Below are 19,602 nucleotides of genomic sequence, written 5' to 3'. Positions count from 1 at the left end.
GGGGTGGTGCTTTAGTGGTCGGCAAACCGGCGCCGGCGGCCCAACCACCGTGGCCGCCACCGTGGCCGCCGCTGTGGCCGCCGCTGTGGCCGCTGTTGTTGTTACCGCACAATGGTGACTATTTGTCATCGCTATTGCCCATATTGTGACTGCTCGTACTGCGACTGGAGGTATCGATGGGCCGGGCCGGAATGCTGCCGCGACGTCGGACAGCGGCGGCCGGTGCCGTGGGTCTGGCACTCCTGCTCGGCGGGTGCGGCGGGTCTGCCTCCGATGACGCGGCCGTCACCGTCCCGGAGGCGTCGGTGACCGATGCCGGGGCTGGTGCCGGTGCGGGTGCTGGTGCGCTGCCGACCGACCTGCCGACCGACCTCGTGCTGCCGAGCCAGACGGCGTCCGCGCAGCCCACCCCTGCCGTGACGACCGGTATCGGGGCGCTGCGGGGGACGCTCGTCCCCAAGCACTTCCCGTTCCCGAAGGATGCGACTCCCCGGCTCGTCAGCGCCGAGGCACAGGCGACGACGGTCGCGCTGAGTGGTGTGACCGCCGACGATGTCATCCGGTACTACCGGCAGTCGATGCCTTCCGCCGGCTACACGTTCCAACAGCAGAACATCGCCGGCGGACAGACGACGCTCACCTATACCGGCTACGGCCAGCGGGTCCAGGTGAACGCCGGCGGCTCCCGGGAGGTCACGCTCGTCTTCACCGGCGGGTAGGGCGCATGTGCCACGTCCGCAGCGATATGTAGTCCCGCTGGAAGGAATCAGGGTCGGGGCTGGAGCCGGGCCCGACGGCGGGAGCGGTCGCGGCCACGGCGTCCCGGTGGGCAGCCCGGGCCGCCGCAAAGGCGGCGATCATGGGTACGCAGGCGAGGGCCGTCCACGGCGCCCACCCGCCAGGCGGTGACCATGCCGGGTGCCGCAGGAAGAACCACAGCGGCCCGTCCGGGCCGACCGCGTACCGGTGGCTGTTGGTCAGCCATGCGGCGAACTGACCGGCCCCGCTCACCGCGATGACGCCGGCGGCGGCCACGGCGGCGCGGGCGGACAGGCGCGCGGGCAACCGGTCGGCCAGCACCTCCACGGACAGCAACGGCAGCATCACCAGCGCTGGCAGGATGTACCGGCCCTGCATGCCGAACCCGTTCTGGATGAACACCGCCGCGGCGAGCAGCTCGTACAGGACGACGACCACCAGCAGGCCCCCGGCCAGCAGCGCTCGGTCCCGCCACCGGCCGACCACGAACGCCGCGAGGAACAGCCCCCCGGCCAGCAGGGTCCACAGCCCGTACAGGGCCGTCGGCAGCGGGACGGACTGCCAGCCGAAGACCCCGATCGTCTGACGCGCCGACTCGGCGGCGGTTTCGGTGGCGATCACCAGCCCGTGGCCCAGCCTGCCCCACAGGACGGGGGTACGCAGCGACAGCGCCTGCGTCCAGAGCACCGACCCGGCAAGCCCCAGCATGACGATCGCCACCGCGGCGGCCGCGGGCCGGCCGCCCCCGCGGAGGCGGTGCCACGCCGTGCGTGGGGAGAGACGGCCGACCCCGAGGGCGGCCGCGAGCACGATCCACAGCGGCGCCATGGGACGGCTGAGCGCCGTCACGCCCATGACGACGCCCGCGACCCACCAGACCCGGGCCGGCGGCTGTTCCTCCCGGGACAGCCGCAGCGCCGCCGCGGCACAGGCCAGCGCGCCGGTGAGCTCGGTACCGCTGGCGCCGACCTGGGAGCCAAGAAAGATCACCATTGGGGTGACCGCGACCGCGGTCCCGGCCAGCGCCAGGGGGCGCCGGCCAGGCCGCCCCTGGCCCCCCAGCAGGAGCCAGGTGGCGGCGGCCAGCAGCACCGCCGAGATGAGCGCCGAACCGAACCGGGCGAACACGTAGCCGGAGCGGACCGACCAGGCCGCCCGCGTGAGAACACCCTCGGAGATGTACATCAGCGGCGGATAGGCGCCCACGATGCTTTCGGCCCGGCCGGGCGGGACCGCGAGGGGCTGGCGCAGGCAGGCCGCGGACACCGTTGCCTGCAGGGCGGTGCAGGGCGGGTTGGTTGTGGTCCGTAGCTCCGGCGGCAGTTCGAAGCCGCGGTAGGCGTTGCGGACCTGGCGCAGTGAATCCTCGCTGAACACCCCGAAGGAGCGCAGCCTGGCGAGCGGGACGGGCTCGCCCAGTACCTGCCCGTGCCCGGCAGCCACCGCTTTCGCGTAGTGGCTCGGCTCGTCCGGCGCGGTTCCCAGCGGGTTTGTCAGTGTCCACAGGAAGATCCAGCCGGTCAGCGCGGCGAGCAGGAGAGCGGGCGCGCCGAGTTGCCGCGGCCAGGAGCACCAGGGCCTTTTCATCGGGGCCGCACATTACCAGGGAGACGTTCCGTGAACGGCATGCGAATTCCTCCCCCGCCCGACCCCGGAAATGCTCATGGCGCGGAGCAACGGTAGCCTTCCGCCGCCTGACCGGCAGCGGGCGGGTGGGGCGGGAACGGAAAGAATGCGATCATGGCATCCCTGGTTCGCCGGCTGTCCGCACCGGATATCCGGGTCGATCTCCGTTCGGCCGGGAATCAACGACGATGCCGGGCCGGGAAAGGTCGTATCCCGATCTGTTTTCACGGAGAAGCGTTCGGTGACAAACTGCTGTCGAAGAATCTCGACTCTGCATTCAAGGTGTCTGCACGGTTGCCATACGTGAATGTTGATATTGGTGTCAATGCCGTTCGGTGTGCCTGCCCGGGAAGAACCACTGGGCGGGTGCCGCTGCCGGTGGAGACCCACGTCGGCGGACCGCCGGGCCGGATGTGGCAGGCAGCGGGATAGGCCGGCTCGGCCGGACCAGCNGGCCGGCCCAGCCGGCCCGGCGGGGCAGCCGGCTCGGCGGGCCGGCTCGTCAGTCGATGAGCCGGCGGCGCATGGAGCGGACCGCGAGCAGCCACATGATCCCCGCGAACACCCCCAGCGCCCCCAGGTGCCCGAGGTCGGCGAGCGGGGCGAACCCGAATGCCGCGTCGCGCACCAGCTCCACGCAGTGGTAGAGCGGGTTGGCCCAGCTGAGAGCCCGCGCCCAGCCCGGTAGCTCGCTCACCGGGAAGAACGTGCCCGCGACGAGGAACAGCGGCGTCAGCACCCCTGAGATGATGTAACTGAAGCTGTCGATGGACGGCACCAGCGCGGACGTCCATATCCCGAACAGGCCGAAGCCGAGCCCGGTGAGGAATCCGACGAACGGGATCACGAGCATTCCGGGCGTCGGATCCAGGCCGAACGCGATCGCCACCAGCAACGGCGCGCATCCGTAGACCCCGGCCTTGGCTGCGATCCACAGCGCCTCCCCGAGGACGATCTCGGGTACGTCGACGGGAGCGGCCAGGACGGCTCCGTAGAGCTTCTGGTAGGTCCGCCGGACGAACGTCTGGAACATGCTGGCGAAGGCCGAGGCGAACAGCACCGCGCTCGCCACCACGCCGGTGCCGAGGAACTCCACGTACCGATAGCCGGCCACCACGGACACCAGCGAGCCGAACCCCCAGCCGAAGGCCAGCAGGTAGATCGTCGGCTCCACCACGGCGGAGAAGCTGGTGGACGGCCAGTAGCGCCGGAACAGGGTGATGTCGTGCGTGATCACTCCCGCCAGGGCGGCCGGTTCGATCCGCCGCAGCCGGCGCGTCTCGCCCGTCCCGCCCGTTGTGTTTGCCCCGGTTGTGTTTGCCCCGGCATCGTCCGTGGTGCTCATTCGACCCGTTCCCCGGTGAGAGCGACGAACACGTCCTCCAGCGTCGCCGCGCGTCGGACCCCGATCCCGAGCCGGTCGTCCAGCTCGGCGGGCATGTTCTCGGCGCGCAGCACGGACACGGACGGCCCGGTCCGGCGGGTGGTGAAGCCCGCGGCCTCCGCCCGCGCCGCGATCTCGGCCAGCTTCGGCGGCGGGCCGTAGTACTCCGCCGCGGTCCGCCCGGCGTGCGCGTCGATGAGACGGGCGGGCGTATCCCGTGCGATCACCCGGCCGCGCGACATGATGGCGACGTCCTGGGCGAGCCGCTCCGCCTCCTCGATGTAGTGGGTCGACATCAGCACGGTCACGCCGTCCGCGCCGAGCCCGGCGATCAGGCTCCACAGCTCCTGGCGGACCTGTGGGTCGAGCCCGACGGTTGGCTCGTCGAGCAGGACGAGCCGGGGGCGGTGCACGAGCGCCCTGGCGATCAGCAGCCGTCGTCGCATGCCACCGGAGAGTTTCTCGGTCACCGTGTCGGCCCGGTCGTTCAGCTGCGCCAGCGCGAGGGCCTGCTCGACCGCGGCCCGGCGCCGGCGGGCGGGTACCCGGTACAGCCGGGCGAACACGGCGAGGTTCTGCCGGGCGGTCAGCTCCGTATCGAGGTTGTCCTCCTGCGGTACCACTCCCATCGCGGCTCTGGCCTGCTTCGACGCGCGCGGCACGTCGTACCCGAGGACGTTGATCCGGCCGGTGTCGGCGATCGACTGGGCGGTCAGCATCCGCATCGTGGTGGACTTGCCGGCGCCGTTGGGCCCGAGCAGGCCCAGGCACACGCCGACGGGGACGTCGAGGTCGAGGCCGTCGACCGCGGCCACCTCCCCGTACCTTTTCACCACATTTCTCATCGAGATCGCGGATTCGCCTGGCTGATCCCCGGGCCCGGTGGTCGTGGCCAGGGTCTCCGTACGAGGCAGGGGCATACCGTGGACCATAGGTCGGACGCGCTCGGTTCTCATCTGATTTTTCGCCGGCGGATGCCGGGCGGCCGGCCGGAATTCCGCCCCGGGGCGCCGTGCGTGTTTTCTGGACGCCGCACCCAGGTGGCGACCGTATGCCGTAGTCGTCGCCGTCGGGCGCCGTGTGGCCACACCCGTGGCACCCGGCGCCGGGTGCCCGGCGGAACATGCCGCCGCCGGGCTCGAAAGGACCCCGTGGAGCAGGCTCCCACCGCTGGTTCCTGCGCTACATTGATGGCCACCGTCATCCGCTCGTCGGTACCGGGAGGCCAATGTGCTCAGGCACACCAACAAGTTCGACGCATCACTCTCCGAGATATCGGAATCGCTGCTCGCGCCATTGTCGGAGCAGCCGCGGAACTGGTTGCTCGGGCGGGCTCTCGACGAGCTCGTATCCGACCTGACGGCGCTGGACGCGGCAGCCGAGAACATGGTTTCCGGCGCCCCCCGGCCGGATATTGTGGAACCGGTCGACGCCGCGGCTCCCACGATTGTCAACGGTTCGCTGCTCGTCTCCGGCCAGCAGGTCATGCAGACCTGGGAGAAGCCGCTGATGAAGGCCATGGCCGACCAGGTCTCCGGCCCCGGCCGTTCGGTCCTGGAGATCGGTTTCGGCCTGGGTATTTCCGCTGGCTACATCCAGGAGTACCGGCCCGCGCGCCACACGATCGTGGAGGCGAATCCGCAGGTGTTCGAGACAGCCGTGGAGTGGAGCCGCGCGCCCGGCCACGAGAACACGGAGATCGTGTTCGGCAGATGGCAGGACGCCATCGACTCACTCGGGCGGTTCGACGGTATCTTCTTCGACACCTACCCGTTGGACGAGAATGAGTTCGCGTCCCATTTCCTGGGCGGCTCGACCTATGCCGAGCACTTCTTCCCGGCGGCTGCCGAACATCTTACCGAGGGCGGTTCGTTCACCTATTACTCGAACGAGATCGACTCCCTCTCCCGGCGCCATCAGCGATCCCTCCTGCGCTATTTCCGGACCATCCGCATGCAGGTCGTGGACGGGCTGCGGCCACCGCCGGACTGCAGCTACTGGTGGGCCCCGTCCATGGTGGTCGTCACCGCCTCGGAGTCGCGTTACTGAGCATTCCGGAGCCGCGCTGGGTATCCGGGTCGCCGGCATCCGGGGTCACTGGCCGCCTGGAGTTGCCGGGCATCCGGGGCCGGGGCCGCCGGGCATCTGCGGCCGCTGGGAACGCGAAGCCGCGCCCCGGGTGGCCGTGTCGCCAGGGGTGGCCATGCGGTCGTCAGGAACGGCCCGTGGCCGCGTCCCGCAAGCTGCCCCGCAAGCCGGTGTGCGGTGTGTCGGCTGCGTCCCATGCCTGCCATGACCGGTGGCTCATCGCGGGTGTCACGGACAAGATGCTTGCGGGGGCCGCTGCCGGGATACTGACCAAGCTGCCCGCGTGACCGGGCCGGCTACGCCAACGGGAGACAAGCAGCCGACGGGAGACAAGCCAGATGCCTCGTAACCCGAGGGACTTCTTCGCCCCGCTCGCGGTGGGAGCGCCGGCGCCCCTGCGAGAGCTCCCACGAGCCCCCTCCCGTGTGATCCATTTCTTCGACCCGAGCAACACGAAGATGGCCTCGAAGGTCCCGGACATCCTTCCCCGCATCGACGTGATCCTGGGCAACCTCGAGGACGGCGTCCGGGCCGACAGCAAGATCGAAGCCCGCGAGGGGCTGGTGAAGCTCGCCACGGCGACGGAGTTCGGCGACACCCAGCTGTGGACGCGGGTGAACAGCCTCGACTCGCCATGGGGCCTCGACGACCTGCTGACCCTCGTCCCGGCCATCGGCCACAAGCTGGACGTCATCATGGTGCCCAAGGTCGAGGGGCCGGAGGACATCCACTATGTCGACCGGCTGCTCGCCCAGCTTGAGGCGAAGGCGGGGCTGACCCGCCCGCTGCTCGTCCACGCGATCCTGGAGACCGCGCGCGGTGTCGCCAACGTCGAGGAGATCGGCGCGGCGAGCCCCCGCATGCAGGGCCTGTCGCTCGGGCCCGCGGACCTCGCCGCCGACCGGCGGATGAAGACGACCCGGGTCGGCGGCGGCCACCCCGGATATCTCGTCCGGGCCGACCCGTCCCCGACCGACCCGGACGCGCCGCGCCCGAGCTACCAGCAGGACCTGTGGCACTACACCCTCGCCCGGATGGTGGACGCCTGCGTGGCGAACGGCATCCTGCCGTACTACGGGCCGTTCGGAGACATCAAGGACGTCGTGGCCTGCGAGGACCAGTTCCGCAACGCCTTCCTGCTCGGCTGCGTCGGCGCGTGGAGCCTGCACCCGGTGCAGATCGACATCGCGAAGCGGGTCTTCAGCCCGGAGCCGGCCGAGGTCGCCTGGGCCCGGCGGGTCATCGAGACAATGGGGGACGGAACCGGAGCGGTGATGGTCGACGGAAAGATGCAGGACGACGCCTCGGTCAAGCAGTGCAGAGTGGTCCTGGACCTGGCCCGGACCCTTGCCGCGCGCGATCCGCGGCTGGTCGAGGCGTACGGTTTCACCGACGCCGCCCCGGCCGACGCAGCTCCAGCCGACGCCGCCGAGCAGGTGGCGGCCCGATGAGCGGCGTGAACGGTGACCTGACGGCCGGCTCGGCCGACTCGGCGGCCTACCGCCCGCGCCGGTCGGTCCTGTACATGCCCGCCGCGAACGAGCGGGCGCTGGAGAAGGCCAGAAGCATCCCTGCGGACGCGCTCATCCTCGACCTTGAGGACGCTGTCGCCCCGGACGCCAAGGACGCCGCCCGGGAGCGGGCCGGCGCGAAGGTCGCGGACGGGGTCTACGGCAGCCGCGAGGTGACCATCCGGGTCAACGCGCTGGACACCCGCTGGCACGCCGACGACCTGCGCGCGGCGGCCCAGGCCGGCCCGGACGCGGTGGTCGTGCCGAAGGTCGGTTCCGCGCGGGACGTGCACGCGGTCGAGAAGGGCCTGGAGGCAGCCGGCGCGCCGGATCACACCCGGATCTGGGCGATGGTCGAGACCCCGGTCGCGATGCTGCACATCGAGGAGATCGCGCGTTCCTCGCAGCGCCTCGCCGTCTTCGTCATGGGCACGAACGACCTGGCCAACGAGCTGCACGCCGAGCACGTGCCGGGCCGGGCGCCGCTGCTGACCGGGCTCGGGCTGTGTCTGCTCGCCGCCAGGGCCGCCGGTATCGCCATCCTGGACGGGGTGTTCAACAACATCCGTGACCTCGACGGCTTCGAGGCGGAGTGTGTCCAGGGCCGACAGCTGGGCTTCGACGGCAAGACGCTGATCCATCCTGGCCAGGTCGAGCCCTGCAACCGGGTGTTCGCGCCCACCGAGGCCCAGGTCGAGGAGTCCAGGAACATCCTCGCGGCCTGGGAGGAGGCGCTGGCCTCCGGCCGCGGCGTCGCCACGGTGAACGGCCGGATGATCGAGAACCTGCACGTCCGCAACGCGCAGCGCATCCTCGCCGTCAGCGAAGCGATCACCACCCTGGAACGCGAAACCTCCTCCCCCGCACCCCCCGGATAACCGCCCCGCGCCCCGCCGTCTGCCGCATCGTGCTACCGCTTTCTGCCGCGCCCACCCGTCCGCGGGATCCGACCGAGTCGCGAGAGCCGTCAGTGGATCTGCCGTTGTAACCGCTGAAGGTCGCCGTGGACCCGAGTGCGGATGTGTCGGATCAGGGCCAGCAGGTCCGGGCAGTAGACGGACGGGTTGCGGAAGCCTGCTCCCGCGCGATAGCGGTGGGGGTAGTAACCACCGCCGCAGATGTCCCGGACGGTGCAGCCCTGGCAGGTGTCGGCGAGCGCGGCAAGGCCGATCTGCCGGGCCACGATGGCCGGGTGCGCCAACGCGGCGTCGAAGGGGTGGTCGGTTATGTGCAGCCCGGTTGCCGCGGCGCCCGGGTAGGTGGATTTCAGGGTGTCGACCTGCTCGATCGCTCCGTCGGTCTCGATGACGAGCAGAGTAGCGGCGGTGAGGCCGATTGCCTCGCTGTGGCTGGCGCCACCCAGCACGAGAGCCAGGATTTCGCCGAACAGGCGGATGTTGGTTTCCTGGCTGGCCGCCGAATACCATCGGTCGAACAACGGGACAAGCCAGTCGGAATACGGGGTCGACTGGCTGTCGCCGGCCCGCTGAGGCGGTGGGTCGGTCCAGTTGCCGTGTGGCAGCAGGAAGTCGATCATTGGTGGGTTGAACTCGAGAAGCTCCTCGTAGGCGACAAGCGGATCCGTGTCGATGTCGATGGTGCACAGCAGTCCCGTGAACAGCTCGCGGTAGGGCTCGGTACCCAACAGCCGCAGCGCGCGGGCGACCTCCCGGTGGCTTCCTCTGCCGTTCGGATGACGGCGGTGACGGTCGTGTGCCTCTCGGGTGCCGTCCAGGCTGACGCCGACACCTATCTGGTGTTCGAGGAATACCTGGAGGAGGTCCTCGTTCAGCAGGACGGCGTTGGTCTGTACGCCGGATTCGACGACTGTGCCGACTGGAAGGGCCTCGCACAACGTGGTTGCCAGGTAGGAGATGAACTCCCTGCCGGCGAGCAGCGGCTCACCACCGTGCAGGATGACGTGTATCAGCGGGAGATGGTGGCTGCTGGCATGTTCGGCGATGCGATCGATGGCGCTGGCAGCCGTCGACCGGGGCATGGTGACCGGCTGGGAGCGCCAGGTCTGATCCGCCATCTGGTAGACGTAGCAGTAGTCACAGGCAAGACTGCAACGGCTGTGTACTTTAGGAACAAACTGCCTGAAAGGTACAGGCCGCCAGTCGGTGTTCCGAAGCGCGGACACGTCCAGAATGTTTCCGGGCCGCTCTCCGGGACGATCCTGGTGGCCGTGTCCAGCCATTACAGGTGCGGCAGCGGACCTCTGTTGCTGTGCCTTCTGGTGGGGTCCGAGCTGAAGCTGTTGAAGCCCGCGATGACGGTGTGTGGGTCCGTGGTTTCGCGTAGGACGCGCCGCAGGGCGTGCCCCAGGGCCGAATCGTCGAGCGTCGTGAGCCGGGAAAGATCGGTTCTGGGCGGATCGACGGGGCCTGGCTCGGCGTGGAGTGCGTCGCTCATCCGGCATCCTCTTCAATTGGTGCACCTGGCGCACCAATCTAACGTAGTCAGAAGATTGTCGGGACGGATTCGTCGGAATGCGGACGGGGTTGCGGCTGGCGGGCTCTCAAACGGAGACGTCGCCAGGCTGCGGCCCGGTGACTGGCAGGAACGCCTCCACGCAGGTGACGCCGGCGGGTCCCGCGACGGCTTCGTGGCGGGTGTTCGCGGGCAGGTCGANGGGTGTTCGCGGGCAGGTCGAGCCGGTCGCCTGGGCGCATCGGCCAGTCGGTTCCACCCACCCGAAAAATGATCTTTCCGTCGACGCAGAACAGCACCTTGTGCTGGGCGTGGGTGTGCTCGTCAAAGATCTCGCCCGGCCCGGCGGACCAGCGGTACGGGCGCAGTCCCTGCTGGACAAGCGTTGCCTCGACATCATGGGGGAGAGCCGTACCAGCGGTAACGGGCACGTGCATGAATTGACGGTACCGCGTATTGGGTAACTGGAAGGGGCTGCGGCATGGGCTCGGTGGCCGCGAATGGGGAACCTGGTTGATAGCGCTCCGGCCTGCCGGTTTAAGATACGGCCGTGGCGCACATCGTTCAGGGCTTCCAGTATCGGCCGGTCCGCAACACCGCCGGTGACACGATCCGTCCGATCGGCCTCGTTCTGCACGTCGCACAGGGTAACGGTTCCCAGTTCAACTGGTTCAACGATCCGCGATCTCAGGTGTCGTCGAACTTATGGGCGGGCAAGGCCGGGCAGCGCGAGCAGTACGTGCCCTCGGATGTCCGGGCGTGGGCGCAGCTCGCGGGGAACGGCACCTACAACTCGATCGAAACCGAGGGCTTCGACACCGAGGCGCTGACTCCCGAGCAGATCGAGAGCGTGGCCGTCGCCTACGCCGACGGGGTGCGCGCCTTCGGTTGGGCACTGGCGGTGACGGATACCCCCGGCCAGTCCGGGCTGATCACTCATGGCGCCGGCAAGCTTGCCTGGGGTAATCATCCGGGCTGCCCGGGGGCCATCCGAGCCGGTCAACGTCAGCAGATCGTTGTGCGGGCAGCGCAGATCGTCGGCGGCTCGGCGTCGCCCACGCAGCCCAAGGTGGTGGCTCTGCAACACGCGGTGCATGTGGCCGCGGACGGTGTCTGGGGGCCGGCCACCGACGCGGCGCTGGCCGCGGTCCGGGCCAACCAGCACACCCGCGCCGAGCAGGCCGCGGTCGGCACGACCGTCGACGGCGCCTGGGGCCCCCGGTCGCAGGCCGCGTACGTCGCGACGGTGCGGACGATCCAGTCCATCCTCGAAGTGGGCGTGGACGGCGTCTGGGGCCCGGCCACCGACCGGGCGTTCGCTGCTGCTCGTAATTCCTATTTCACCGGTTGATCCCAGTCGGCCGATTGGTCCCATTCGGCGACGAGCGCGCCCCAGGTACGGTAACGGGCCACCGAGTAAGCGGAGGACACCACACCGTCGGGGTCGACAACGGCCACCGGATAGCCGAGCTGAGCCCGGTACCCGCGTTCGCTGACGACAAGACGGCCGCNCGGCCGCCGAGGCGGGCCGCGCCGACGACGATCGGCCGGGACGTCCACCTCGGGGTGGCCGCGGCTGCGAGCTCCCGCGCCGACAGCCAGCCGTACAACCCGCAGGCACAGGCCTCGCCCGGCATCCGCGGATGCGGCGTCAAAGACGCCGCCAAAGACGCCGAAGAGGGCTGGCCGCCGAAGTCGTCCCGCACGCCACGCAGGCAGAGCGCCCTGGTCAGGCCGTCGGGATACCACAGCAGCAGGTCGGTCGGGAACGGCGACCACGGCGTCCACGCCGGGCGCAGCCGGCCCGCGCCGTCCACCGCCCACTGGCGCCAGCCGATGACGCTCACCTGCCGGCCGGCACCGGCTCGGTCTCGGCCGGTTCAGTCGGTTCGGGCAGTGTCAACGGTTCCTGCTCCGGCCAGGAGATCGGTTCGTCCTCGACGATCCGCAGCGGCTCACCCACATTTGACATACATCAACGTTCCCTCGCCCCGCCGCGTCGGTCAATTCCCTGCCGTCCCCGCCGGTCTCTCAACCCAGGCGCAGGATCTGTAGGCCGTGGTCGGCCAGGAGCGCTGGCAGGTGGCGGACGGTCGCGATGGCCTTGGCGCGCTGGTCGTCCGGGAGATCCAGCCAGTCGACCAGCAGGTTGTGCCGTCGGCGGCTGTCGTCGCGGACCGGGGCGAACGTCCAGCCCTGGCCGCGCCGTTCCGCGCACCAGCGTTCGTGCTCGTGCCGGGCGAGCAGGTCGATCTCGGCCGGGGTGAAGGAGAAGTCCGTCGGCGGGTCGGTCATCGGGACGACGACCGCGCTGATTTTTCCGAGTTTCACGCCGATGTCCTCGGCCTGCCGGTAGTTCGCCGCGCGCAGGTCGTCGCGGAGGTCGTCCCAGAGCTCCATGGGCTCGGCGCTGCCGATGGTGCGTCCTTTTGCCTGCTCGTCGATGAGATACTGCTCGTGGATGGCGCGGGCCAGGACCGTCAACGTGTCGTTGCGCAGCTCGTCGGGCTCCGCTGCCTCGTCGGTGATCGCGAAGATCCGTACCTCGCCCGGCGCGGAGTCGAGCAGCCGGGGGTTGAGCAGGTCGCCGAGGGCCGTCCGCTGCCCTGTACACACAGTAACGATCTGGCCGACGTCCACGGTGTTGCGGGTGGTGTTCAACGCGCGGGGCAGGACGGTGTCCTCGTTCTGGTCGCACAGCACCAGGTGCCGGATGCCGAGCGTGCCCGCGTCGCCCGACGCGCCCGCTGACGGGGGCTCGGGCAGGACGGTTCCGAGATCGACGGTCGTCGCGGGCTCGTCCCTGACACGGGGGGCGCAGTGCGCCGCGACCGGTGGGTAGCGCGTGCGCAGTTCGGCGAGCTGCGCTGACGCGTGCCTGTCCACCAGCACCAGCGGTAACAGAGGGGCACCGCTGCGGACCCGCCACAGCCGGGCCAGTGCGACGATCAGCGCGCGCCCGAACGGGCCGAGCCCGACGATCGCCACCGAGGGCAGCGGGTCGCCGGTACCGAGATGGGGCTCGAGAATGTGGGTGGCGAGCTTGCGGGCGGCGATTTCCTCCGGGGTGAAGAAATCCAGCCGGAAACCCGATCCCGCGGAGAGCCCGAGCCGGCGTGCCTTCAGCGCGAGCGCGAGCTCACCGTCGCTAATACGCGCGTAGCAGGCGAGTGGTTCGGGATGGTCGCCTTCCTCGCCGGTGAGCGCGGCCACGGCCGCCACCACGGCCGCGTTGGCGGCGTTGTCCGCGAGGCACGCGTACACGGTCGTGGCCCTGGGCACACCGGCGGCGCGCAGTGTCGCCGGTTTCCAGGCGTCACCGACCACGACGAGACCCTGGGCGTGCTGGTCGGCGTCGCCGGTGACGCGGATCACCGCGGTGCCGGCGGCGCGCAGCGCGGTGGTGATGGTCAGGGCGAACGGGTCGTCGCCGACGACGACAGCGTGCTCCTGGGCCCGCCGCGCCGCGCGCCGGTGACGCCGGTCGACAAGGATGTTCCACACCGACGCCGTCACGCCGTACGCGGTGGCGAACGGTGCCAGGAACCGGGCGACCTCCAGCGGCAGCGGGAAAGGGCCGCCGTCCTGTAGCGGTTCGGAAGCCAGCAGAAAGAGCTGCGCGTCGAAGTAGGCGATGTCGGCGGCCGGGTAGCGGCAGGCCCGGGTGTCCGGCGGGGGGCACCGCGAGTCGGGCTGGTCGAGCTGGGTCAGGCCCCACGCACCCAGGAAGGCCGCCACCAGAAAAAGCACCGCGAACATCAGCCACAGGGCCCGGCCGCCGCCGGCCCGTTCGTCCGGAATCCCTGTCACGTCGTTGTTCCCGCTCCCGTGTCGGCGCGGCCCGTACCGGTGTCACCGTCGTTTTTCTCCAATGCGGTTCCACCGGATTCACACCTCTCACCGGATTCTTGCACCGCGGGCGACCGGGAGCGGGATCCGCCCGGGGCTCATCGCCCGCGCCGGCCATCAATCCACCGGACACGGCCGCGAGAAGATCGTCTAGCTGGAACAGAGCGTCTAGAAAAGATCGACGTAGTCGGTGAGGATGTCGCCGAAGACCCCGGCATCGCCGTTGCGGTTCCAGAAGGCGGTGGCGGCCTGCACCGTCGTTGCCCCGGCGCACAGGAAGTCGGCGATGTCGCGGCCGCGGGACACCCCGCCCACGCCGATCAGCTCTACCGTCTCCGGCAGCAGCCGCCGCAGCTGGCGTACCTGGCCGAGTGCCACGGGCCGCAGCGCGGCACCCGCGAGCCCGGCCAGTTCGACGTCGATCACCGGCCGGTTCGCCTCGTCCAGGGCAAAGGCGTTCGGGAAGGTGTTGACCGCGCAGACGAACCGCGGGCCCCGCGGTGTGCCGGACAGTCTCGCCACCAGGTCCGCCAGCGCGGCCAACCCGGCCGGGTCCGAGAACGGGGAGATCTTTATGCCGAAGGGCGGCGGCTGGCGATCTTCGCTGCCACCGGTGGCGGTGGACGCGGCCGCGGCGAGCGCCTGGCCCACCTGGGCGCAGATGGCCTCGGTCCGGTCGTTGTCGAAACACGCGATGCGTTTCTGCCTGCCGTCGTCCCAGACGTTCGGGCAGGCCAGGTTGAGTTCGATGATGTCGACGCCGGCGAGTGCCACGTCATGGGCGGCGATTGCGTACTCGGCCTCGCTGAATCCGGCGATACTCACGACGAGTGGCTTACCGGCGGCATGCGCCATCGAGATCATCGCTGGCAGGTGTTCGCGGTAGTACGCAAGCCCCGGATTGGGCAGGCCGAGCGCGTTGAGTGAGAAGAAATCCCCCGGATAGTAGACGTTGCCCCCGTTCCCGGTGCGCGCCCGCAGCGTGATGGAGCCGACGACGACCGCGGACACCGCGCTGCGGGCGAGCGCGCTCACCTCGTCAAGGCTCTTGCACGTGCCCGCGGCGTTCATCAGCGGATGCTCAAGTTCGACTCCGCACAGCGCTGCCACGGCCACCCTTCCAGAGATCCGCGTTTCCGATGTGGTTCGCCTTCTCCAGGAGACAGTATCGAATTCCTGTTCCTGGACGTGGTGCGCGGATCGCGGCCGTTATGTTCGATATGCCCACCGTGTCATGTATCGGGTGTTTTCCGCTGGGTCGTGGGCCACTTCCGGGGCGTGTCCGGGGCGGGGTCACCTGCCNNNNCCGGGGCGGGGTCACCTGCCGCTGCACCACACGCCCTGTTCCAGCCTGGTGCCTGTTCGCGACCAGGATTCGGCGCCGGCCCACGTTTGGCCTCCCCGACGGCTGTCGAAGAAGAAAGGGTCGGCCGCACCGCGCTGTGGCGGCCCGGCGCCGGTCGGCGTCACCGGTACCCACCGCATCCACCGGTGCCACTGGTCGTGGGGTCCGGTGACGGCGGCTGATACCAGGGAAGATACGACCGACACGGAAAGAAGGCCGACGATGGCGACCGGCGGAACAGGATTCAGTGACGTCGTCCACGATCTTATCTCGGTGCAGTATCACGCCCTCAAAGGGGGCCGTGAATACGAACAGTACATCCGTGACGCGAATGAGGAGGGGCAGCCGGAGATAGCCGATTTCTTCCGGACCGTCCTGGAACAGGACGCCGAGCGCGCGGTCGCGTGCCATCGTTACCTGTCCCGGTTGTCCGGTCACGCGCCGGCCGGCTCGATCGTCCGCTGAGGGACCGTCGGGGGCGTGCGAGGTCGTTCGGCGCGGTAGGCCGGGCTCATCCGGCTCATCCGGGCTCCACCCGACGCCCCTGCTCGGCTGCCGGACCGGAGCCCGCCTGAGAGCCCCGGTCCGGCAGCCGAGGCCCATGCGGGAGCTGGCCCGTTCGGATTTCCCGTCCGGTGGCCGGGGCCCGTCCTCGTCCCGCTGAAAAGTGCTGGGATCAGAAGCGCACGGCCTCGACGTCCTCGCCGCCGTGCAGGGCCCGCCACAGATGGCCGAACGAGTCGTACTGCTCCCGCTTGGGGCGGGCGGCGAGCCTTTCGACGAGCTGTTCCGGCGCGTTACGGCCACGCAGCACGTAGGCGAGCTGAGCGGCTCGAGCGGGGAAGTCGTGGCGGTCGAACCACCGGGCGAGTTCGGAGCGCGCCTCGACCGCCGCGGTGGGGTCCGTGCTGGCGGCAGCCTCGCTCGCCGGCCGTTCCGGGATCACCGCAACCTGGGGCTGATCCTCGCCGGGAGGTTCCGCGGAGCGCCATTCCTCGGTGCGCGTGTCCCGCCGCGCCCGCACGATCCCGTCCACTTCCTGGGCGAGGTTGTCGTCCTTGGCGGGGCCGTGCTTGGTGCTGCCGCGCTGCATCGACATCGTCGTGCTCCTGTTGTTGATCGCGTTCCTCGGGTGGTTCCTGTGGTTACCGCCGTCCCGGCCGGTGCCGACCGCTGGGCCGCGAGTCCGGCGGAAGGATGCCGGGGCCGGGCGGTGGGAGGTCAGGGCCGGGGCCGGGACCTGGCAGGTCGGGCCCTGGGCCCGGGCCGGGCAGATCGGGGCCGGGAACCGGCGGGGCGGGCCCGGGGCCAGGCCTCGGAACGTCTGGGCCGGGGCCAGGCCGTGGGACGTCCGGGCCCGGCCTCGGCACCGGACCAGGCGTCGGCGCCGGCGTCGGATCAGCTGTCGGCATCGGTCCGGGAGACGGCGGGGGGTTGGCGGGTGCGGGCACGGGCCGGGCGGTGGACGGGCCGGATGCCGACCACGAGGAGGACAGCCGCGAGGAGGACGGATTGCCGTGCGTGACAACTAAGATCATGATGCGTCCTCCGTGGGGACGAAACGATCGATGATCGGGACGTGGCGGGCGGCCGGGGCTGGTTGCCGTATCGGTCGACTCCTGCCACCTTCCACGGACACGGCATCTCGAATCGTCCAAGTAGCAGAGGTCCAAGTACCAGAGGAGGGACCCGAGGAGCCGGGGGGCCGGGGCTGGCCGCGGGCGGCTCCGGAAGCGGTCCGCGGATCCCAGCCGTGAACATCACGATCATGCGTTCTCCGGTTTCGTCCGAAAGAGCGGCTGTGCGGGTGTGCCGGGCACGCTGGACGGGGAAGTGGAGAAGACGACGAGGAAGTGACGAGGAAACGAAGAAGACGGGGAAGCGGAGAAACGGCATGCCCGCGCGGGCTCGCGAACCGACCTCGCGGGCTTGTGGCCCTGGGAAGGCGTGCGGCCTGGGAGGTGAGTCTCGATGGCGAACGTACTCAGCGTAACCAGCGTGCCACCGGTGACGGTGCGGCGGTACAGGACGATCGGGGAAGCGGCCCATGAGATGGACCTCCACGGGGTGGGCGCTCTTCTCGTCACAGACGATCGCGATCACCTGGTCGGGATTGTCACTGATCGTGATATCGTGTTACGGGGCGTTGCCCGTGGTGTCCCGATGGAGACATCCGTCGATCGTCTGATGACGACGGAGGTCTTCACCCTGCCCGCTGACGCGGAGCTCGACCGTGCGTATGAGGTATTTCGCGATCACGCACTGCGGCGGCTGCCCGTCCTCGACAGCGACCGGATCGTCGGGGTCCTCTCCATCGACGACATCCTCATCCGTGACGCGCGGCGGATCGAGGACGTCGTACGTCCCCTTGCCCGGGAGGTCATCGCCCGGCACCGCAGGACGCCGGTGGGCACGGGTGGGGCTGCCCGTGCCGGCGACGGCGCCGTCCGCGCCGACAACGGTGGCACCTACGCCGGTAGCGGTGCCGGTAGCGGTGCCGGTAGCGGCGGCACCTACGCCGACAGCGGAGTGATCGCCTCCCGCCGGCTGGTGCGGGCCCACCCCGGTGACACCCTGGTCATCCACGGGCGGACGCTGGGCCGGCCGGAGCGGTCCGGCGAGATCCTGGAGGTGCGTTCCCCCTCGGGCGATCCGCCGTTCCTGGTCAGCTGGTCCGATTCCGATCATGTCAGTTTCACCTATCCGGGCCCGGACGCGGAGGTGCGTCCACGTGCCGAGGCGGCGACCGCGGCCACGGGCGAGCGGGCTGGCAACGGCAGCCGGTAGCAGCAGGTAGGCGGCCGGAAGCTGACAGGTGGCCGGCCGCCGCCACCGGATGCCACCTGTGACGCCCTGACAAGGCCGCCCTGATACGGAGGTGGCGGGTGCATCCCCTGTTCGCCGACCGGCCGGCGGCGGNCCGGCCGGCGGCGGGCCGTGCCCTGGCCGGGCAGCTGGCCGTATACGCCGGTCGTGACGACGTCGTCGTCCTCGCGCTGCCACGAGGCGGTGTGCCGGTCGCCTTCGAGGTGGCGCGACGGCTGGGTACGGGGCTGGACGTCTTCCCGGTGCGCAAGCTCGGGGCACCCGGGCACGCCGAGCTCGCGATGGGCGCGCTGGCCGGCGGCGGGACGCTCGTCCGCAACGATCAGGTGATCTATAACCTGGGCATCGGGGAGGAGACGATCGCCGAGGTCGTGGCCGCCGAGCGCCGTGAGCTCGCCCGCCGGGAGGATGCCTACCGCCTGGGCCGGGACGCGCTCGACGTCACCGGCCGCGTGGTGCTGCTGATCGACGATGGGATGGCCACCGGTGCCACGATGTACGCCGCCGTCGACGCCGTCCGCCAGCGTGGACCGGCGCAGGTGGTCGTGGCTGTGCCCGTGGCTTCGGAGCAGGCGTGCCGGCAGATGCGGTTCGTCGCCGACGGTGTGCTCTGTCTGCGCACCCCGTCGACCTTCTTCTCTGTCGGCCAGTACTACGCCGATTTCTCCCAGACGACCGATGACGAGGTCCGCGAGCTTCTGCGCCGTGCCGTGACCGCCGGATGACGGCCAGGCGGCTTTCTGTAGGTCACCATCCGAATGCTTCTCGCCTACGGAAGGCGGGCACCTGATGCGGCCGCGGCCGAGGTGGGCGGTGGCGTGGGGGAGGTCCAGAGCGGCTTGGATACTGTCATTTGGATACTGTCAGTAGTCCGCCCAGCTGGCCTCCCAGATCCGTGAGTGGCGTGGGGGAGGTCCTGGTCGGCTCGGATGCTGCCGGGGTCGACGCGGATGCGGGAGCGCTACCGGCCGGTGCGGGAGCCGGGGGTGGCGCCGCCGGTGCCGGTGCCGGTGCGGACGGCGGACCGGACGTGGGCGCTGGCGTCGGATCGGGCGTCGGCGGTATGGGCTGCACTGGTGGGTTGTTCAGGCGTTGTGCGATGCTTGTGAGCCTGTCGCGTGCTTCGTCGCTGACCTCGACGGGTGTGGCGTCGGCGAGCCGGTCGAGGAAGGGCGTGAGCGTCCCGGGGCCGGTGACAGCGCCGGGGATCAGCGCGTCCAACGCGTCGGTGGTAGGCGCGTCGATCTGGCCCAGCCGGTTGTAGTGCGCCAGCCGGTCACGCAGGGATGCCGGGCTGGTGCTCCAGCCGGCGAAGTCCGCGGCGTTCAGACCGGTGATGTCGAAGGCGGTGGCCGGTTGCGCCGCGCAGCCGATGCTCGCGGGCTCGGGGGTGAGACGGGCGGTGAGGGCACCGGCCGCGCCCGCTTCGCCGATGTCATGCCCGCTGAAGCGGGCGAGCTGCCGGCGTGCCGGCGTGCCGGCACGGGCGTCCGCGATCACCACGGTGCGAGTGCTGGTGATCAGGTATCCGCGGCTGTCGAACAGCGTCGCGTCGATCGGGACGCTGACCGGTGCCCCGCCGGCGGGGATACCGGCCGTGCTCAGGACGCCGGTGATGTCGAGGGCGTCGTAGCCGGTGACAGCCGGGTCGAGGTCGGCGGGCGCCGCGGCCGGTGAATCGGCCACGATGGTGATCGTCGGACAGCTCGCGGACGGTGCCGGGGCGGGCGTCGCGTCCACTTCGGGCCGTGGGGTGACCGTGATCGCGGCGGGCGTACCCG

General features: G+C 70.3%; 22 protein-coding genes and 2 pseudogenes (1 of these 24 cut by a window edge). 11 read left to right on the top strand and 13 right to left on the bottom strand.

Annotated elements, in window-relative coordinates:
* The first annotated feature begins 176 nt into the window (after positions 1-176).
* Positions 177-719 (top strand): hypothetical protein, encoded by a 543-nt coding sequence (locus tag FrCorBMG51_RS25425; RefSeq protein ID WP_052914741.1) that lies wholly within the window; start codon positions 177-179, stop codon positions 717-719.
* Here the strand turns inward: FrCorBMG51_RS25425 and FrCorBMG51_RS25420 are convergent.
* Positions 706-2,346: a DUF2142 domain-containing protein gene (locus FrCorBMG51_RS25420; protein WP_052914740.1), complete on the bottom strand. Its 1,641-nt coding sequence runs from the start codon at positions 2,344-2,346 to the stop codon at positions 706-708. The two genes, FrCorBMG51_RS25425 and FrCorBMG51_RS25420, sit on opposite strands and share 14 nt — an antisense overlap.
* A gap of 153 nt (positions 2,347-2,499) precedes the next feature.
* Between FrCorBMG51_RS25420 and FrCorBMG51_RS29750 the strand changes: the two genes are divergently transcribed.
* The gene (locus FrCorBMG51_RS29750; RefSeq protein WP_200902462.1) at positions 2,500-2,817 is read left to right on the top strand and encodes a hypothetical protein; all 318 of its coding nucleotides are present in this window, start codon (positions 2,500-2,502) and stop codon (positions 2,815-2,817) included.
* Positions 2,818-2,887: 70 nt separating this feature from the next.
* On the opposite strand, the gene FrCorBMG51_RS16135 is transcribed toward FrCorBMG51_RS29750, so the two are convergent.
* Entirely contained in the window at positions 2,888-3,730 is an 843-nt protein-coding gene (locus FrCorBMG51_RS16135) for an ABC transporter permease (RefSeq protein ID WP_200902461.1), read from the bottom strand.
* Complete coding sequence (locus tag FrCorBMG51_RS16130) at positions 3,727-4,689, bottom strand: ABC transporter ATP-binding protein (RefSeq protein WP_235433630.1); 963 nt, start codon at positions 4,687-4,689, stop codon at positions 3,727-3,729. Before FrCorBMG51_RS16130 ends, FrCorBMG51_RS16135 begins: the two co-directional genes overlap by 4 nt.
* Positions 4,690-4,999: 310 nt before the next feature.
* On the opposite strand from FrCorBMG51_RS16130, the gene FrCorBMG51_RS16125 reads away from it, so the two are divergent.
* The 4 genes from FrCorBMG51_RS16125 to FrCorBMG51_RS16115 all read left to right on the top strand — a co-directional run bounded on the left by FrCorBMG51_RS16125 (position 5,000) and on the right by FrCorBMG51_RS16115 (position 8,246).
* Positions 5,000-5,818 (top strand): class I SAM-dependent methyltransferase, encoded by an 819-nt coding sequence (locus tag FrCorBMG51_RS16125; RefSeq protein ID WP_047223888.1) that lies wholly within the window; start codon positions 5,000-5,002, stop codon positions 5,816-5,818.
* A 176-nt stretch (positions 5,819-5,994) separates the two neighbouring features.
* Positions 5,995-6,144, top strand: a complete 150-nt coding sequence (locus FrCorBMG51_RS28380; RefSeq protein WP_157180530.1) for a hypothetical protein — start codon at positions 5,995-5,997, stop codon at positions 6,142-6,144.
* A 51-nt stretch (positions 6,145-6,195) separates the two neighbouring features.
* Positions 6,196-7,308, top strand: coding sequence for an HpcH/HpaI aldolase/citrate lyase family protein (locus FrCorBMG51_RS16120; protein ID WP_047223887.1), 1,113 nt, complete (start codon positions 6,196-6,198; stop codon positions 7,306-7,308).
* On the top strand, positions 7,305-8,246 hold the full coding sequence (locus FrCorBMG51_RS16115) for an HpcH/HpaI aldolase/citrate lyase family protein (RefSeq protein ID WP_047223886.1): 942 nt from the start codon (positions 7,305-7,307) through the stop codon (positions 8,244-8,246). The genes FrCorBMG51_RS16120 and FrCorBMG51_RS16115 overlap by 4 nt, the downstream gene beginning before the upstream one ends.
* Before the next feature lie 89 nt (positions 8,247-8,335).
* On the opposite strand, the gene FrCorBMG51_RS16110 is transcribed toward FrCorBMG51_RS16115, so the two are convergent.
* From FrCorBMG51_RS16110 to FrCorBMG51_RS16100, 3 genes are read right to left on the bottom strand one after another with little or no spacing between them, the layout of a single operon-like run.
* Positions 8,336-9,568 (bottom strand): FxsB family cyclophane-forming radical SAM/SPASM peptide maturase, encoded by a 1,233-nt coding sequence (locus FrCorBMG51_RS16110; RefSeq protein ID WP_047223885.1) that lies wholly within the window; start codon positions 9,566-9,568, stop codon positions 8,336-8,338.
* Entirely contained in the window at positions 9,568-9,783 is a 216-nt protein-coding gene (gene fxsA, locus FrCorBMG51_RS16105; RefSeq protein WP_047223884.1) for an FxSxx-COOH cyclophane-containing RiPP peptide, read from the bottom strand. Before fxsA ends, FrCorBMG51_RS16110 begins: the two co-directional genes overlap by 1 nt.
* 47 nt (positions 9,784-9,830) lie before the next feature.
* The gene (locus FrCorBMG51_RS16100) at positions 9,831-10,238 is read right to left on the bottom strand and encodes a cupin domain-containing protein (RefSeq protein ID WP_235433629.1); all 408 of its coding nucleotides are present in this window, start codon (positions 10,236-10,238) and stop codon (positions 9,831-9,833) included.
* Between the two features lie 113 nt (positions 10,239-10,351).
* Between FrCorBMG51_RS16100 and FrCorBMG51_RS16095 the strand changes: the two genes are divergently transcribed.
* Positions 10,352-11,152, top strand: coding sequence for a peptidoglycan recognition protein family protein (locus tag FrCorBMG51_RS16095; protein WP_047223883.1), 801 nt, complete (start codon positions 10,352-10,354; stop codon positions 11,150-11,152).
* Here the strand turns inward: FrCorBMG51_RS16095 and FrCorBMG51_RS33945 are convergent.
* The 4 genes and pseudogenes from FrCorBMG51_RS33945 to FrCorBMG51_RS16080 form a co-directional block, all read right to left on the bottom strand.
* Positions 11,137-11,648 (bottom strand): annotated as a pseudogene (locus FrCorBMG51_RS33945) (hypothetical protein). The gene FrCorBMG51_RS16095 and the pseudogene FrCorBMG51_RS33945 overlap by 16 nt on opposite strands.
* Positions 11,645-11,773, bottom strand: coding sequence for a hypothetical protein (locus FrCorBMG51_RS32620; RefSeq protein WP_013872047.1), 129 nt, complete (start codon positions 11,771-11,773; stop codon positions 11,645-11,647). The pseudogene FrCorBMG51_RS33945 and the gene FrCorBMG51_RS32620 overlap by 4 nt, the downstream one beginning before the upstream one ends.
* A gap of 59 nt (positions 11,774-11,832) precedes the next feature.
* The gene (locus FrCorBMG51_RS16085; RefSeq protein ID WP_047223882.1) at positions 11,833-13,611 is read right to left on the bottom strand and encodes a RyR domain-containing protein; all 1,779 of its coding nucleotides are present in this window, start codon (positions 13,609-13,611) and stop codon (positions 11,833-11,835) included.
* A gap of 207 nt (positions 13,612-13,818) precedes the next feature.
* On the bottom strand, positions 13,819-14,760 hold the full coding sequence (locus FrCorBMG51_RS16080; RefSeq protein WP_047223881.1) for a beta/alpha barrel domain-containing protein: 942 nt from the start codon (positions 14,758-14,760) through the stop codon (positions 13,819-13,821).
* A gap of 457 nt (positions 14,761-15,217) precedes the next feature.
* Here FrCorBMG51_RS16080 and FrCorBMG51_RS16075 point away from each other — a divergent pair, with 457 nt between their 5' ends.
* Positions 15,218-15,460 carry an acyl carrier protein gene (locus FrCorBMG51_RS16075; RefSeq protein WP_013872050.1) on the top strand — a complete coding sequence of 81 codons (243 nt, stop codon included), beginning with the start codon at positions 15,218-15,220 and terminating at the stop codon, positions 15,458-15,460.
* 211 nt (positions 15,461-15,671) lie between these two features.
* Here FrCorBMG51_RS16075 and FrCorBMG51_RS16070 read toward each other — a convergent pair whose 3' ends face one another.
* Positions 15,672-16,094, bottom strand: coding sequence for a DUF2795 domain-containing protein (locus FrCorBMG51_RS16070; protein WP_047223880.1), 423 nt, complete (start codon positions 16,092-16,094; stop codon positions 15,672-15,674).
* An 872-nt stretch (positions 16,095-16,966) separates the two neighbouring features.
* Here FrCorBMG51_RS16070 and FrCorBMG51_RS34850 point away from each other — a divergent pair.
* The 3 genes and pseudogenes from FrCorBMG51_RS34850 to FrCorBMG51_RS16060 form a co-directional block, all read left to right on the top strand.
* Positions 16,967-17,119 (top strand): annotated as a pseudogene (locus FrCorBMG51_RS34850) (CBS domain-containing protein); the annotation flags it as partial.
* Positions 17,120-17,158: 39 nt separating this feature from the next.
* The gene (locus tag FrCorBMG51_RS16065) at positions 17,159-17,782 is read left to right on the top strand and encodes a DUF1918 domain-containing protein (RefSeq protein ID WP_476742181.1); all 624 of its coding nucleotides are present in this window, start codon (positions 17,159-17,161) and stop codon (positions 17,780-17,782) included.
* Between the two features lie 98 nt (positions 17,783-17,880).
* The gene (locus tag FrCorBMG51_RS16060; protein ID WP_086055498.1) at positions 17,881-18,546 is read left to right on the top strand and encodes a phosphoribosyltransferase; all 666 of its coding nucleotides are present in this window, start codon (positions 17,881-17,883) and stop codon (positions 18,544-18,546) included.
* A 124-nt stretch (positions 18,547-18,670) separates the two neighbouring features.
* On the opposite strand, the gene FrCorBMG51_RS16055 is transcribed toward FrCorBMG51_RS16060, so the two are convergent.
* Both FrCorBMG51_RS16055 and FrCorBMG51_RS34845 read right to left on the bottom strand, forming a co-directional pair.
* Positions 18,671-19,507 carry a hypothetical protein gene (locus tag FrCorBMG51_RS16055; RefSeq protein ID WP_047223878.1) on the bottom strand — a complete coding sequence of 279 codons (837 nt, stop codon included), beginning with the start codon at positions 19,505-19,507 and terminating at the stop codon, positions 18,671-18,673.
* Positions 19,423-19,602, bottom strand: partial view of a lytic transglycosylase domain-containing protein gene (locus FrCorBMG51_RS34845; protein WP_476742180.1) — the 3' portion only. Its footprint extends 378 nt past the window's final position; 180 of the gene's 558 nt are visible here — the last part of the coding sequence; its start codon lies beyond the right edge, outside the window — the gene reads right to left on this strand; its stop codon occupies positions 19,423-19,425. Before FrCorBMG51_RS34845 ends, FrCorBMG51_RS16055 begins: the two co-directional genes overlap by 85 nt.

Origin of the sequence: Protofrankia coriariae (genome assembly GCF_001017755.1) — a bacterium.
GTDB classification, from domain to species: Bacteria; Actinomycetota; Actinomycetes; order Frankiales; family Frankiaceae; genus Protofrankia; species Protofrankia coriariae.
This window is presented reverse-complemented; position numbering and strand designations above follow the sequence as displayed.

Coding starts and splice junctions, on each gene's coding strand:
- FrCorBMG51_RS16115 (WP_047223886.1), top strand. CDS start 7,305: ATGAGCGGCGTGAACGGTGACCTGACGGCCGGCTCGGCCGACTCGGCG.
- fxsA (WP_047223884.1), bottom strand. CDS start 9,783: ATGAGCGACGCACTCCACGCCGAGCCAGGCCCCGTCGATCCGCCCAGA.
- FrCorBMG51_RS16130 (WP_235433630.1), bottom strand. CDS start 4,689: ATGCCCCTGCCTCGTACGGAGACCCTGGCCACGACCACCGGGCCCGGG.
- FrCorBMG51_RS16075 (WP_013872050.1), top strand. CDS start 15,218: ATGGCGACCGGCGGAACAGGATTCAGTGACGTCGTCCACGATCTTATC.
- FrCorBMG51_RS25420 (WP_052914740.1), bottom strand. CDS start 2,346: ATGAAAAGGCCCTGGTGCTCCTGGCCGCGGCAACTCGGCGCGCCCGCT.
- FrCorBMG51_RS29750 (WP_200902462.1), top strand. CDS start 2,500: ATGGCATCCCTGGTTCGCCGGCTGTCCGCACCGGATATCCGGGTCGAT.
- FrCorBMG51_RS25425 (WP_052914741.1), top strand. CDS start 177: ATGGGCCGGGCCGGAATGCTGCCGCGACGTCGGACAGCGGCGGCCGGT.
- FrCorBMG51_RS16135 (WP_200902461.1), bottom strand. CDS start 3,730: ATGAGCACCACGGACGATGCCGGGGCAAACACAACCGGGGCAAACACA.
- FrCorBMG51_RS16120 (WP_047223887.1), top strand. CDS start 6,196: ATGCCTCGTAACCCGAGGGACTTCTTCGCCCCGCTCGCGGTGGGAGCG.
- FrCorBMG51_RS32620 (WP_013872047.1), bottom strand. CDS start 11,773: ATGTCAAATGTGGGTGAGCCGCTGCGGATCGTCGAGGACGAACCGATC.
- FrCorBMG51_RS16070 (WP_047223880.1), bottom strand. CDS start 16,094: ATGTCGATGCAGCGCGGCAGCACCAAGCACGGCCCCGCCAAGGACGAC.
- FrCorBMG51_RS16110 (WP_047223885.1), bottom strand. CDS start 9,568: ATGGCTGGACACGGCCACCAGGATCGTCCCGGAGAGCGGCCCGGAAAC.
- FrCorBMG51_RS16065 (WP_476742181.1), top strand. CDS start 17,159: ATGGAGACATCCGTCGATCGTCTGATGACGACGGAGGTCTTCACCCTG.